Origin of the sequence: Euzebyella marina, assembly GCF_014855515.1 — a bacterium.
GTDB classification, from domain to species: Bacteria; Bacteroidota; Bacteroidia; order Flavobacteriales; family Flavobacteriaceae; genus Euzebyella; species Euzebyella marina.
Map to the genome: position 1 here is coordinate 303,704 of NZ_JACYFK010000003.1, position 14,398 is coordinate 318,101.

Genomic DNA, 14,398 nt, shown 5'->3' on the forward strand with positions numbered 1-14,398 from the left:
ATAACAAAACCATTAATAATATGAAAGACAAGGAAAAACACAGCAAAGGCGATGGCCACAATCACGACCACGGTGGCATTTTCGGCAAAAACACGGAGCTCTATTTTGCAATTTTAAGTGGGGTCACACTAATAACAGGTTTCCTGTTGGAAAAGTATTCAGGGGTTTCAGCTAACATCCCTTTTGGGCTCTATATTGCAGCCTACTTTTTTGGAGGTTATTTTACCCTAAAGGAGGCCATTACCAAAGTGTCCAAAGGCGAATTTGAAATCGATTTCCTGATGCTGGTCGCAGCTGCAGGAGCCGCCTATTTGGGTGAATGGGCAGAAGGTGCCTTGTTGCTCTTCCTTTTCAGTCTGGGTCACGCACTTGAAAACTATGCGATGGGCAAGGCCAAGAAATCCATTGCAGCGTTAACAGACCTAGCGCCTAAAACCGCACTATTAAAGAAGGATGGCGATACTGTTGAAGTAGGTATTGAAGAGTTACAGATAGGTGATATCATCGTGGTACGCCCAAACAGTAAAATATCTGCTGATGGTGTTATTGTAAAGGGCAATAGTAGTATAGACCAGTCACCCATTACTGGGGAAAGCGTTCCTGTGGACAAAACACCAATAGAAAATCCCGATAAGGAATATACAGCAAAAAGCGATATTCCCGACGAGAACCGTGTTTTTTCAGGAACCATCAATGGCAACAACACCCTCGAAATAAAGGTGATTAAAGAGGCAAAAGATTCTACCCTCAACCGCTTGGTCACTATGGTTCAAGAGGCCCAGGACCAAAAATCGCCCACACAATTATTGACCGACAAGTTTGAGCGGTACTACGTGCCATCGGTAATCTTATTGGTCATACTATTGAATTCTGCTTTCCTGGTCATTGATGAAACGTGGAATGAAAGCCTGTACCGTTCCCTGGCGGTACTTGTGGCAGCCAGTCCTTGTGCCTTGGCTATATCTACGCCATCTGCTGTATTGAGTGGTGTGGCAAGAGCAGCACGAGGCGGGGTTTTGATAAAAGGCGGTCGCCCCTTGGAAGACTTAGGGGTACTTACCGCTCTCGCTTTTGACAAAACGGGAACACTTACCGAAGGAAAACCAAAACTTACCGATGTCGAAAGTTTTGGCAACATAGATAAAAATGAACTGTTGGAAATTGCTATTGCGGTTGAGGAACTGAGCGACCATCCCCTGGCAAAGGCTGTTGTACGTGACGGAATGGAACGGCTTGGGAAGGACGCCAAAATTCCCGATGCCGATGATTTGGAGGCCGTACAAGGCAAGGGCATAAAGGCAAACTATCAAGGGGATTCCATTTACATAGGCAATCTTGAGCTTTTTGAGGGTATTGATAAGGGCGTTCCCAGCGATGTATCAGAAAAGGTAAGAACTCTTGAAGGGGAAGGAAAGACCACGATGCTAATAAAAAGGGGCGATGAATTTATAGGGATGCTCGGGCTGATGGACACCCCACGGGAAAAAGCCAAGGAGACCCTTGCCCAACTAAAGGAAATAGGCATCAAGAAAATGATAATGCTTACCGGAGACAACCAGAAAGTGGCCGACGCTGTAGCCGAGGAAATTGGGTTGACCGAAGCACGCGGAAGCCTGCTTCCCGAAGAAAAAGTGGAGGCCATCAAAAAACTTGCGGAACAGGAAAATAAACTGGCAATGATAGGTGATGGGGTCAATGACGCCCCTGCTATGGCAAACAGTACCGTTGGTATTGCAATGGGTGCGGCGGGAAGCGACGTGGCTTTAGAAACCGCAGATATAGCACTAATGGCAGACAAACTGGAAACCTTGCCTTTTGCCATCGGTTTGAGCAGAAAAGCGAAGGCGATAATCAAGCAAAACTTATGGGTTAGCTTGGGGGTTGTTGCCCTTTTAATTCCTGCGACAATTATGAGTTGGGCAAGTATAGGGATAGCCGTGGCCATTCACGAGGGCTCTACGTTGGTAGTGGTGGTCAATGCATTGCGTTTGCTCGCCTACAAAAAATAAATTCAATAAAGGAGATTGCCTTTGAATCAAGATTAAAAAATGAACAAAACGGAAAAAATATTGTCAAGTCACGGTATTCGCCCTACTCAAATGAGGTCCAAGATATACAGGTATCTGAGAAGGAAGCAAAGTGCCGTGTCCTTTTCCGATTTAAAAAAGGTCTTTGCCGAAAAGAGCGAAACCAATAAGACAGCAAACAGAACGACCTTTTATCGCAACCTTAAGATTTTTGAGAATAAAGGACTTATTCATCAGATAAATGATGGAACCGGAGTGGCAAAATTTGCGATTTCTAATGAAAACGTTAAAGGTAAGTATGGTTCAGATTTACATCTGCACTTTCATTGTACCGAATGTAAGAAAACAATCTGTTTGCCAAATAAAATACCAGAAGAAAGTTTGCCAGATGATTATAAAATAAACGATGTCAACTTGGTATTAAAAGGGATATGCGTGAAATGTAAGGAAAAATAACAGGTGGGAGTTCCAGAACTTTGAACCCTTGCGCCCAAGAGTCAAGTTCAAGGTTCTTCCACCTTATTTAACCAAAAAAATACAATTATGGAAAAATATGATATAACAATTATTGGTTCCGGTCCAGGTGGCTACGTGTGTGCCATACGTGCTGCACAACTGGGCTTTAAAGTGGCCATAATCGAAAAGTACAGTACCCTTGGCGGCACTTGCCTTAACGTGGGCTGTATCCCTTCAAAAGCCTGGCTGGAAGCATCGGAACATTACCACAAGCTCAAACACCAATTCGAGGATTTCGGCATTGATGTCAAGGAGGCGAATGTAGATATTGTAAAAATGAACCAAAGGGTTCAAGACGTCGTGGGGGAAATCATCAACGGGGTAGCCTACCTGATGAAAAAGAACAAGGTTACCGTTTATGAAGGCCACGGAAACATCAAGGACAAAAACACCATTGAAATTAAGGGCGAGGACAAAACACAAACCATAGAAACCGATAAAATGGTCATCGCCACCGGGTCAAAACCTGCATCCTTGCCCAACATAGAAATAGATAAAAAAAGGATTATTTCCTCTACGGAAGCCCTTGCCCTTAAAGAAATCCCCAAACACTTGATGGTCGTTGGAGGTGGTGTCATTGGGGTCGAGATAGGTTCGGTTTTCGCCAGGTTAGGTTCAAAGGTTTCCATCGTAGAGTATTTTGATGGGCTTATTTATACAATGGACAAATCCGTAGGGCATCAATTGTACAGGTCCCTAAGAAAACAAGATATCGAGTTCTATCTGGAACACAAGGTCACAAAAGCTTTGGCAGCAGATGATAAAGTAACCCTTACGGCACAGAACAGGAAAGACGACAAGGAAATGCAGTTGGAAGGAGACTATTGCCTGATGGCCATTGGGAGAAAACCTTTTACATCAGGTCTTGGCCTTGAAAACGTGGGAGTGGAAACCAACGAAAAAGGACAAATAAAAGTAGATGATAACCTGGAGACCAATGTAAAAGGGGTCTATGCCATTGGAGATGTAGTCCGTGGGGCGATGCTCGCCCATAAGGCCAGTGAAGAAGGTGTTTTTGCGGCCGAACGCATTGCGGGACAAAAGCCGCATATCAATTATTCCCTCATACCAAACATTGTCTATACACAGCCCGAAGTGGCCGGTGTAGGACGTACCGAAGAGGAACTTAAAGAAGCAGGAAGAGCAATAAAAACGGGCTCGTTTCCCTTTAAGGCCAATGCACGGGCCAAGATAAGTATGGACACTGACGGCTTTATAAAAGTGATTGCAGACAAGGAAACCGATGAGATTTTGGGCGTGCATATGATAGGTCCGCGCATAGCCGATAGTTATACGGAAGCTGTCGTGGCGATGGAATTCAGGGCAGCGGCAGAAGATATTGCCAGAATGTCCCACGGACACCCCACATTTTCAGAAACCTTTAAGGAAGCCTGCTTGGCCGCTACCGAAGACAGGGCGTTGCATATATAAAAATATAAAAAAACGAAGATGAGGAAAATTCAAAAACTAACCCAAGAAATCAACGAATTGACAGTAAGGATTGAACACGAATATCCCGAACTCTATCGCTATTTGGATGAGAATCCCATAACTATTCCCATAGATGATGAAGCAAAACTGACTTATAAATCGTTCGCTGATTATTTGGAGAGCTTAAAATCGATTTTGGAAAAATATATGGAATACCATAATAAGTAAAGATTTAAAACACCAAACTTAGAATTTAATACAGATTATTTAAATGTCCACTATAAACAAAAGCACTTTTAAGGTAAGTCAAATGGATTGCCCTTCCGAAGAACAGATGATAAGGATGAAACTGGAGTCAAATCCTCAAATCAAATATCTGGACTTTGACATTCCGAAAAGAAAATTAGATGTGTACCATCAGGGGAATGCCCAAGAAATAAATGTGGCATTGGGTGCATTAAAGCTGGGGGAAAAACTCTTGGGAACAGAAAAGGCGGAAACACCTATTGCCGAAGACGAGACCAAACAAAAGAAGATACTCTGGTGGGTCTTGTACATCAATTTTGGGTTTTTCGTTATCGAAATGACCACGGGATGGATTTCTTCCTCGATGGGCCTTATTGCGGATTCACTAGATATGCTGGCCGATTCCATTGTGTACGCATTGAGCCTTTTTGCCGTAGGCGGCGCTATTTCCAGAAAAAAGAAAGTGGCGAAGTTCAGTGGCTATTTTCAAATGGCCTTGGCCCTGCTGGGATTTTCGGAAGTCGTGAGAAGGTTTTTGAGCAGTAGCGAAACCCCTTTGTTCCAATGGATGATTATCGTTTCCATTTTCGCCCTTATCGGCAACCTCGTTTCCCTATGGTTGATAAACAAGGCCAAAAGCAAGGAAGCGCATATGCAGGCAAGTGCCATCTTTACCTCAAACGACATTATTGTGAACGGCGGGGTAATACTGGCAGGGGTGCTGGTTTATTTTTTAGACAGTAAATGGCCCGATTTGGTCATAGGCGGTATTGTATTTGCCTTTGTGATGCGAGGAGCCATTAGAATTTTAAAATTGTCCAAATAACGTATTGGGAAGAAAAGAAATAGCAAAAGAAAGATTTTGGAAAGGAATCCAAATGCCATATCCCGAATAGGACTCAAAACTACCCTCGTAGGTATTTTGATCAGTGCATTATTGGCATTGATCAAAGGTTTGGGCGGGGTGTTCGGGCATTCTTATGCCCTTATTGCCGATGCGATCGAATCCGGGGCGGATGTGCTGACATCCGCACTATTATGGGCCGGGTTGAGATGGTCGTCAAGGCCACCGGATGAAAACCATCCCTACGGACACGGTAAGATAGAGGCCCTGGTGGCGGTGGGTATTGCCATAGCCCTAACCATTGCAGGTGGTATAATCATAAGGGACAGCATCGACCATATTCTGGTACCCCACAAAACTCCTGCACCCTTCACACTCTTCATACTGGTATTTGTTGTCCTCACGAAAGAGGCGTTGTATCGCTATGTCATGAAAACAGGTGATGAAATCAATAGTTCGGCCGTCAAGGCCGATGCATTTCACCATAGGAGTGATGCCATTACGTCGATAGCCGCTTTTATAGGGATTTCCATAGCATTGATCGGTGGCGAAGGGTTTGAGATAGCGGATGATTTCGCGGCACTCATTGCAGCGGGCATTATTCTGTTCAATGCCTATAAAATAGCTAGGTCATCGGTAAGGGAGTTGCTGGACGAAGCTGTTGAGCCCGAATTTCGAAATGAGGTTATCCGACTGGCCGAAGCCGTTCCTGAAGTGGTAAGGGTAGAGCGCTGCCATTCCCGAAAGATGGGAACGGCCTTTCATATCGATATGCATATTTGGATCGATGGGGAATTAACTGTGACCGAGGGCCATGATATTGCACACAAAGTAAAGGAGAGATTGTTCAGGTCATATTCCGAGATACTTGACGTGCACATCCATATCGAACCTAGCAAAGAGAGAAATGTTAAAATGACAGAATTATGAACATATGGCCATGGGTACTCGTTTTGGGCCTAGCGGCCTGGGCAGCACACTGGGGTGCGGATCGATTGTTGACTCCTTTAAAGTTGCTCCGCAAGCAATGGGGGCTTACCGCATCCGCTGGAGCCGCTTTTCTTGCCCTTGTAACGGCCAGTCCTGAAGTTGCCATCAATATAACCAGTGCGGCACGGGACGTTTCCGATATTGGCCTGGGCAACTTATTGGGTTCCAATATTATTTCCATTCCCTTGATGGTGACCATAGCTTATTTTGCTTCCAGGAAACAATTCAAGAACAACAAGGAACATCAAGAACATCTTGATAAAAACATTCTGGCGTTGAACAAACGTTCGGTTTCCGTACTGTCCCTTCCTTATCTGGGCATTATCGCCCTTGTGGCCATTTTAACTCTGCCAAAGCCCTGGCGTGGCCTGCAACCTGTGGACGGGTGGATTATGCTGGCGGCCTATGCTGCGTTCTTGACCCACGCAATCATAAAAGGCAAGGAAAAGGGCAAAAAAGTAGAATGGAACAAAAAACAGGTCTGGTTATCGATTGCCGGGGCCTTTGCGATAGCAGTTGGCGCTTTTTTCATAGTGAAGGCGACCGAAAATATTGTTTCTGCCCTAAATATTTCTGAAATCGTGGGAGGCCTTTTCATCACGGGCATAATGACCACGGCACCGGAAATATTCAAGACCTGGAGCGTGGTAAAAGGGGGCGAGGTGACAGCGGGCACCACCAGTGTTATTGCAGACAATGCCGTAACGATGACGGTGGCATTTTTTCCGCTGGCTTTGGTAACCACCCCCATTGAGGACTTTGAACTGTTCTGGGTCAACATGGCCTTTGTCGGGCTTATGCCGCTGCTTTACACACTATTTGTGCACCAAAGCAAGGAACTGCACGGTTTCTCTCGTTGGCAGATTTTTGTATTTGATGCGGCATATATAGTTTATTTACTGGTCATGGTTTTTTACGTGTTGAAACTTTTTTGATAGATGAAAGACGAACTTTTTAAAGATTGCTCGATGAGGCTCAATATGCTGGATGAAAACATCCACAAATTGGCCGTAAAGTATGCTAAAGAATACTATACGACAAACCAATGCTCCAAGGAGGAAGACCTTGAACGCGGCATTGTAAAAGCAGAGATGGAAGGGCGAAAGCTCTAAAAAAAGTATACAATATGGACTGGACATTTGAAGATTTCAAAACAAAACTTGATGGCCTACAGCCGTCAGTTCGGAAGAAGGCCCTCAAAATTGCACAAGAATTGGTAAAGGAGAATGGGTATTCTCGTGAGAAGGCCATTACGGAGGGAATCAAACGTGCAGAAGAATGGTTTTATGACCTTAGGGGATAGCATTGGTGCGTTGATTTTAGTAAAGCACAGTATAATATGTCACGGGAAAGGAGAAAGCGGAGACTAGAGGAAAAAAAGGAGAATTCAATAAACAGGAAAGTAAGAACCAGAAAGGAGAAAGGGTATTGCCTGTTGGTTTTTGTGGCAATGTTCCTTGCGGTGCTGACAATTGCCTTTCTAGATGCAATTCTATATGGTTTTTACCTACTTTTCAATTGAATAATTAAACCTAAAAAGAAAGATTAATGGAGTCAAATCAATAAAAACAAAATGATATGAAAGATGACGGAATTTTAATACCTGTAGATTTTACACAGGTTTCAAAAAATGCGGTGAGCTACGCAATTGGGCTAGCACAAAAATTGAAATCAAAACTGGTTTTTGTCCACGCCTATTCAGTGGCATATCCATCCGGTACGCCTATCGGTATGGCAACTATGGCACACAATGTAGCAGATACCACGGCATCCGAGGAGAAAATCAATAAAGAAAAATTGGATAAGTTTCTAAGAGGCTTTCCTGAACTGGACAAGTTGGAATTTCAAGCAATGGTCGGTTTCGGGGCAACGGTCGATGTGATTTCTGGCCTGGCTAAGGAAATGAATACCAGACTTGTCGTTATGGGTACCAAGGGCACGTCTTCAGGATTTGATGAAATTTTTATTGGAACCGTCACCGAAAAGGTGACACAAAAGGCATCTTGTCCAGTACTGGCCGTACCTGAAGATGCCAGCTATACTGCATATAAGCGTATCGGGGTCGCAGTGGATACGGATAGTACGGATAATAGAATAGATTTTGAAATATTGTCCAGATTATTGGAAAACTATAATGCACAGTTGCACTTTGTACATATAGCGGACGAACAGGAAAGGGTTCCGGAGAAAGCATTTATTCGTGAAAGATTTGGCAAACTTCTTGTACCTAAGCAATGGTTCTTTACAGTTATCGAGGAAGACAAACCCGAAGAGGGTATCGATAAATTTTTGACTGAAACCCCAATAGACCTATTGGTTTTGCTTTACAGGGAACACGGATTTTTTGAGGCACTTTTCAAAAAGGGGCTAAGAAAAAAAATGTTGTATGCCTCCAAGGCCCCATTGCTGATAGTTAAGTAGCCTTTCTACCTATGAGATGCTCCAATAAATATTAGGTATAGCTTACTATGCGAAATTATCGTTCTTATTCTCGGCGCAGGCGGTTTGGCAACGATGTGGGAGGCCGTTTTTGCTGATGTTGGTGTGGCGTTATTGGCGATATTCAATGCAGTTCGATTGCAGAAGATGAAGTGGAGCTAAAGAAAATTATATATATTTTCAATATTGAATCCGTCATTTTCTATAAATTGAAAAGGAGTGTTTTTAATACTAGGATACCAAAAGTGGAAAGACCCTTTTACTTTAAGTACATCATAAAGAGAATGTTAGTAATTTATCGAAAAACACTTGATTTTAACGAAAATCAGTGGGGTATTTCGGCCTAAAGTTGTTATTAAGTTACCTTTGTAAGTTGATGCCACTTCCCCTGCAATTAGTGCCTTTTAATAAAATTGCAATAACTATTATTGATTATGAAAAAAATCTACACTATTCGCGCTTGCAACTCAGCTTTCTTTTCAATATTTCATCTCCATTATTCTAAATTTTGCTCCATTTCGAACAAAATTGTAGGTGGTCTGATATTGGCACTTGCCTTATTAAGCTCCATTTCAGTTAAAGGGCAATTGCCTGACGATTTCCAACAAGTACCGTTGCTGACAGGATTAGCCAATGCCACAACCATGCAATTCGCACCGGACGGGCGCATTTTTATCCTTGATCGGTACGGCGAAGTAATAATTTACAAAACGGATACCCAGACCTCTGTTTCAGCGGGAACGGTACCGGTCTTTCATGAGTTCGAAGAAGGTTTGTTGGGTATTGCTTTCGACCCGGATTTTATCACAAATAATTACATTTATCTACATTATGCTGTGCTCGGTCAGTCGACCAATAGGGTATCCCGATTTACCATGAACGGTGATGTTCTGGACATGTCTTCCGAGATTGTAATGTTGGAGTGGGGTACTCAACGGATTATCAGTTACCATTCAGGTGGGGATATGGCCTTTGACTCGCAAGGTAACCTGTACATCGCAGTAGGCGACAATTCGTACTACAGCGATGCCTACGCCTCCCATAATGAGACGAGTATTTCTGCCACTACCGAGAAAAGCTCGAGCAATACCAACGATATGCGGGGTAAAATCCTTCGGATAACTCCCCAAAACGATGGTTCTTATACCATACCTGCAGGCAATCTGTTTCCAGCTGGTACTCCGAATACCCTACCCGAAATCTATGTTATGGGTGCTAGAAACCCTTATCGAATTTTTGTCGACAAAGAAAATACGGATTGGCTGTTTTGGGGAGAAGTTGGCCCGGACGCAAATGCCGCCAGTGCTCTAGGCCCGGAAGGGTTGGACGAGATGAACTTGACAAAGGCATCGGGGAATTATGGCTGGCCATATTTTTCAGGTGTCGACAACGATGCCTATCAAGTTGCCTATCGTACTCCGTCACCATTTTACAACGACCCGGCTGCCCCTGAAAATACTTCCACATGGAATACAGGGGCCACTGTTCTACCTCCTGCCCAACCGGCTTGGCTCGAATTTTTCCATAAAAGTCATTTTGCCGGCCCTCGATATTATTATGATGGTGCGCTGACCGATGACCAAAGATTTCCCGTAGAGTTCGATGAGATTTTCTTTTATTATGACTTCAATAGCAGTAAAATTTGGGCTGTTGAAATGGATGCGCAAGGAAATATTATAAGTAATGATTTGTTCGCACCGGCCGTATTTCCCTCTGGGTCTGGCGACGGTTTTATCGACATGGAATTCGGCCCTGACGGCAAGATGTATATTTTGGCTTACGGCGCTGGCTGTTGCCCGCAAAATGCAGGTACTGGTAAGTTAATCAGGGTTGATTATACGGGTATTACTTCAAATGCACCCCCGACTGTCATGATAAGTGCTGACCCGAATAGTGGCCCTTTGCCCTTGACGGTTAATTTTTCCAGTGCCGGAACGAATGATCCGAATGGGGATACACCCTTAACGTATGAATGGGATTTTGATGGCGATGGAAATACAGATTCCAACGACGAAAACCCGACCCATGTATACAATACGGCAGGAACCTTTAATGTGAAATTGACAGTTACCGACCCAGGCGGTGCATTTGGGGTAAATAATATCACTATCTATGCCGGCAATACCGCCGCCACTTTTTCTTATAATTTACCTCCTGACGGCGGATTCATCGGTTGGGGAGATGATGTATCGATAGATTTGATCGTATCCGATACCGAGGACGGTTCTACCGGTTCTGGAATTGACTGCAACGATGTTAATGTGGTTCCTGCTCTTGGCCACCTAAATCATTTTCATGATTTGGCAACCATGACAGGCTGTACCCAGAATTTTAATTTGGGCTACGACGGACATGATATTACGGGGGAGATGGACATTTTCTACGTTTTGAATGCCAATTACACGGATCAGGGGGGGCTGACGGCGTTCGATCAAATCCTATTACATCCAAAGCGCAAGGAAGCCGAGTACTTCGACACTCAAAATGGAACCACCATAATCACAAATACCGATTTTTTGGAGGGCGGATCCGAAGCCCTGAGTGTTGACAACAATGGGTATATTTCTTTTTCAGAACGCAATTTGTTGAACATGACTGCTGTTAAATACAAGGTGGCGGCAGCAACTGCCGGTGGTACCATAGAATTTAGGTTGGGAAGCCCTACAGGAACTCTTTTGGCGACCACCACGGTACCTTCAACCGGTGGCTTGGGCAATTGGCAGGCCGTGGAATCTATCTTTTCGGCACCTGTCGGAAAAAATGATCTATTCTTTGTATTTAAAAGTACTAGCGGCACGCAAGATATCTTTAATCTGAATTATGTGGAATTTATCGGAGATGGAGTGTCAACCGACAGTTCTCCACCTGAGATATCCTCTGTTGAAGCAATGGGCTCTACACAGGTCAAAGTCCAATTTTCGGAGTATGTTACCGCGGCTACTGCGAATCAAGTTTCAAACTATGTGATAGACAATGGCATTGCCATTTCTTCCGCGGTTTTGCAATCAGATGGACTGACCGTTTTTTTAACGGTTTCTCCGTTGAGTGGTGATACGACCTACAATCTAACCGTTAACGATGTTCAAAACATTTCTGGTATACCAATTGTAACAGAAGATTATTCATTTTCTATCATAAGTTCTATTAGAATTAACGTGGGAGGTCCCCAATTGACATATGGTGCCGAAACTTTTATCGCGGATCAATATTCGACAGGTGGAAGCTTGTTCAGTGCCTCTATGCCCATAAATGGTACGACGCAAGACGAACTTTATCAAACAGAACGTTTCGGCAGCTTCTCATATGAAATTCCTGTACCCGTATCTGGCGAATATGATATTCGTTTACATTTTGCCGAACTGTATTTTGGAATTGGTAGTGTACCTGGTGGCCCCGGCACACGTGTTTTTAACGTGACTATAGAAGGGAATCCCGTACTGACCAATTTTGACATCTCCGCAGAAGTAGATCCTGCGACAGCGCTCCAGAAGGAGTTGGACGATATTTCCATTACTGATGGATTTGCGAGTATCACATTAACATCGATCAACGAAAATCCAAAATTGTCCGCAATAGAAATATTACCTCCAGATGCTTTTGCATCGACACCTGATATAATGATTACCTCGCCCCAAAATGGATGGAGTGTCAATCAGCCATTCGAAGTCGCATTCATGGTGGAAAATTGGACAATTCAAGAGGGTGACACTCATATACATTACTATATAGATGGGGTTATGGTCGAACCTTATTATAGTCATGACCCAATTCCACTTGACAATCTGAGTATAGGCAGTCATACGATTCGTGTCGAACTTTTCTTTGCCAATCACTCGCCCACAGGTATTTTTGATGAAGTGATGGTTGCGGTTACAGAACAATCGGTCTGTAATGAAACTGACTTTCCTGACTCTTGGATAGTTCATCAACTAGATCAAAACCCGTACACTGCTGTATATACCTTTGCCGATGATGATTTGGATGGCGATGGACTGAAGGACATAGTAACTGGTGGCTGGTGGTATAAAAATTCTGGATCGGCTTCCAGTAACTGGCAGAAAAGTACAATTGGTGGAACATTCGGAAATGTGGTCCACGTGCATGACTTTGACGGGGATGGAGATATTGATTTATTGGGCACCGCCTTGGGTATTGCCCCAGATAACGAATATGAAAGTGCCCAGCTTTTGTGGGCTCAGAACGATGGTTCTGGTAATTTCACTGTATTTACGAATATACCTGCTGGGAATACCAATTATAGTGAACCATTTCTAGCGGGTTTGGCCGGAGGCGATTTTGGTGCCGGTTATCAAATGGCCATTAACTGGAATGGTGCCGAATCTACGGGATCACCAGTTCAAATGCTCACTCCATCGGCGAACCCGACAACAGGTATGTGGAGTTTGGTGGATATCAGCCCCGATTCTGCGGGAGAAGATCTTCAAGCCGGTGATATAGACGGAGATGGTGACCTGGATCTCTTTCAAGGTGTCAATTGGCTTAGGAATAATGGCGGGGGTACTTGGGAAACTTTTTCCACGGGAATTACCTACGTTACCACTCCGGATCGTGCACAATTGGCCGATTTTGATAGGGATGGTGACTTGGATGCCGTTGTTGGCCAATTGGGATTGGGAAGCAACCCGAACAACTCTGAATTTGCCTGGTTTGCCGCACCTGCGGACCCAACGCAGCCTTGGGTAAGAAATATTCTTGCAACCGATATTGCAGGAAGTCTAAGCGTTTTTGCCATTGATTTCGATTTTGACGGAGATCAGGATATTGTCGTGGGTGAGTGGTTGGCCGACCGCAGATTGATTGTTTTCGAGAACGACCTTTGTAGTACAGGGGATTGGGAAACACAAATTATTGATGATGGGTCACTCAATTTAGAACATCACGATGGTGCCAGGGTTACCGATATCGACAATGATGGTGACCTTGATGTGGTTTCAAATGGTTGGTTACAGCATATGGGACCCAGAATATATGAAAATACAACGCCTCCACCGGTTAGCAACGATCCTATTGCCGATGCCGGTCAAGATCAGACGGTTGTACTTCCCTCCAATAGTATCACATTGAATGGTTCAGGAACCGACCCCAATGGTGGCTCGATTACAGGCTATCAATGGACACAAGTGAGCGGTCCCACTACAGCCACTTTGGTCGGGGAAACAACTGCGGATCTGACGGCTAGTGATCTGGTTTTAGGTAGTTATGTGTTTAGATTGACTGTCATAGATGATGAAAATGAAACAGGTTTTGATGAAGTAACTGTTATGGTCAGCTCTGAAGGTGGAAACATGCCTCCAGTTGCAGTCGCGGAAGCAGCTCCTTTAACAGGTGTCGCACCTCTAGAGGTCACTTTTACGGGTGGTAACTCTAGCGATGATGTTGGGGTTGTGGCCTATGCATGGGATTTTGGAGATGGAGGGACTTCCACCGAAATGAATCCAATTTACACATATAATGAGGCTGACACTTATACCGTAACCTTGACTGTCACAGATGAGGGAAACCGTACAAGCACGGCCACCTTGTCCATTACCGTGACCGACGGTACCTCTGGTAAAATGGAAGTCATTTTGGCAGAAAATCCTTCAAAAGGTGGTGTTGCCAAAATAAGAGTCATCAATGCACCAGCAGATATGGTGGTCTTAAAAATCTATTTGCACGATGTCGGTGGAAGATATATAGCTGTTTACAACGCACCTGATGTGCTATCCGCTGACGGTACATACGATATTCCCGCATCTACATTAAGAGATGGTGTCTATTTCCTTGGTGTAGAAATGAATCAAGGTAAGCCGACATTGATTAAGCTAATAGTTGATAATTAAATATACAACTTGTATAAGCAATTCAAAAAAGCCCTGATAAATTTCAGGGCTTTTTGCCAAAA

The 14,398-nt window shown here is 44.0% G+C and carries 11 protein-coding genes; all 11 read left to right on the plus strand.

Annotated elements, in window-relative coordinates; all coding sequences use genetic code 11:
• Positions 1 to 20 precede the first annotated feature (20 nt).
• The 11 genes from IL356_RS14285 (at position 21) to IL356_RS20315 (ending at position 14,336) form a co-directional block, all read left to right on the plus strand.
• A complete protein-coding gene (locus tag IL356_RS14285; protein WP_121848239.1) occupies positions 21 to 2,009 on the plus strand; it encodes a heavy metal translocating P-type ATPase in 1,989 nt (662 codons plus the stop codon).
• A 39-nt stretch (positions 2,010 to 2,048) separates the two neighbouring features.
• Positions 2,049 to 2,483, plus strand: coding sequence for a Fur family transcriptional regulator (locus IL356_RS14290; protein ID WP_121848240.1), 435 nt, complete (start codon positions 2,049 to 2,051; stop codon positions 2,481 to 2,483).
• Positions 2,484 to 2,570: 87 nt separating this feature from the next.
• Positions 2,571 to 3,974, plus strand: coding sequence for a dihydrolipoyl dehydrogenase (gene lpdA / locus IL356_RS14295; RefSeq protein ID WP_121848241.1), 1,404 nt, complete (start codon positions 2,571 to 2,573; stop codon positions 3,972 to 3,974).
• A gap of 18 nt (positions 3,975 to 3,992) precedes the next feature.
• Positions 3,993 to 4,202: a hypothetical protein gene (locus IL356_RS14300; RefSeq protein WP_121848242.1), complete on the plus strand. Its 210-nt coding sequence runs from the start codon at positions 3,993 to 3,995 to the stop codon at positions 4,200 to 4,202.
• 43 nt (positions 4,203 to 4,245) lie between these two features.
• Positions 4,246 to 5,046, plus strand: a complete 801-nt coding sequence (locus IL356_RS14305; RefSeq protein WP_121848243.1) for a cation transporter — start codon at positions 4,246 to 4,248, stop codon at positions 5,044 to 5,046.
• Between the two features lie 36 nt (positions 5,047 to 5,082).
• The gene (locus tag IL356_RS14310; protein ID WP_081894367.1) at positions 5,083 to 5,994 is read left to right on the plus strand and encodes a cation diffusion facilitator family transporter; all 912 of its coding nucleotides are present in this window, start codon (positions 5,083 to 5,085) and stop codon (positions 5,992 to 5,994) included.
• Positions 5,991 to 6,989 (plus strand): sodium:calcium antiporter, encoded by a 999-nt coding sequence (locus IL356_RS14315; RefSeq protein ID WP_121848244.1) that lies wholly within the window; start codon positions 5,991 to 5,993, stop codon positions 6,987 to 6,989. Before IL356_RS14310 ends, IL356_RS14315 begins: the two co-directional genes overlap by 4 nt.
• A gap of 3 nt (positions 6,990 to 6,992) precedes the next feature.
• Positions 6,993 to 7,166 carry a hypothetical protein gene (locus IL356_RS14320; protein WP_162987828.1) on the plus strand — a complete coding sequence of 58 codons (174 nt, stop codon included), beginning with the start codon at positions 6,993 to 6,995 and terminating at the stop codon, positions 7,164 to 7,166.
• Between the two features lie 14 nt (positions 7,167 to 7,180).
• Entirely contained in the window at positions 7,181 to 7,357 is a 177-nt protein-coding gene (locus IL356_RS14325; protein WP_162987829.1) for a hypothetical protein, read from the plus strand.
• A 275-nt stretch (positions 7,358 to 7,632) separates the two neighbouring features.
• Complete coding sequence (locus tag IL356_RS14330; protein WP_121848246.1) at positions 7,633 to 8,475, plus strand: universal stress protein; 843 nt, start codon at positions 7,633 to 7,635, stop codon at positions 8,473 to 8,475.
• Between the two features lie 452 nt (positions 8,476 to 8,927).
• On the plus strand, positions 8,928 to 14,336 hold the full coding sequence (locus tag IL356_RS20315; protein WP_121848247.1) for a PQQ-dependent sugar dehydrogenase: 5,409 nt from the start codon (positions 8,928 to 8,930) through the stop codon (positions 14,334 to 14,336).
• The last annotated feature ends 62 nt before the right edge of the window (positions 14,337 to 14,398 follow it).

Bases quoted from the DNA above. Each gene is read 5' to 3' on its own strand.
- IL356_RS14285 (WP_121848239.1), top strand. From the start codon at position 21: ATGAAAGACAAGGAAAAACACAGCAAAGGCGATGGCCACAATCACGAC.
- IL356_RS14290 (WP_121848240.1), top strand. From the start codon at position 2,049: ATGAACAAAACGGAAAAAATATTGTCAAGTCACGGTATTCGCCCTACT.
- lpdA (WP_121848241.1), top strand. From the start codon at position 2,571: ATGGAAAAATATGATATAACAATTATTGGTTCCGGTCCAGGTGGCTAC.
- IL356_RS14300 (WP_121848242.1), top strand. From the start codon at position 3,993: ATGAGGAAAATTCAAAAACTAACCCAAGAAATCAACGAATTGACAGTA.
- IL356_RS14305 (WP_121848243.1), top strand. From the start codon at position 4,246: ATGTCCACTATAAACAAAAGCACTTTTAAGGTAAGTCAAATGGATTGC.
- IL356_RS14315 (WP_121848244.1), top strand. From the start codon at position 5,991: ATGAACATATGGCCATGGGTACTCGTTTTGGGCCTAGCGGCCTGGGCA.
- IL356_RS14320 (WP_162987828.1), top strand. From the start codon at position 6,993: ATGAAAGACGAACTTTTTAAAGATTGCTCGATGAGGCTCAATATGCTG.
- IL356_RS14325 (WP_162987829.1), top strand. From the start codon at position 7,181: ATGGACTGGACATTTGAAGATTTCAAAACAAAACTTGATGGCCTACAG.
- IL356_RS14330 (WP_121848246.1), top strand. From the start codon at position 7,633: ATGAAAGATGACGGAATTTTAATACCTGTAGATTTTACACAGGTTTCA.
- IL356_RS20315 (WP_121848247.1), top strand. From the start codon at position 8,928: ATGAAAAAAATCTACACTATTCGCGCTTGCAACTCAGCTTTCTTTTCA.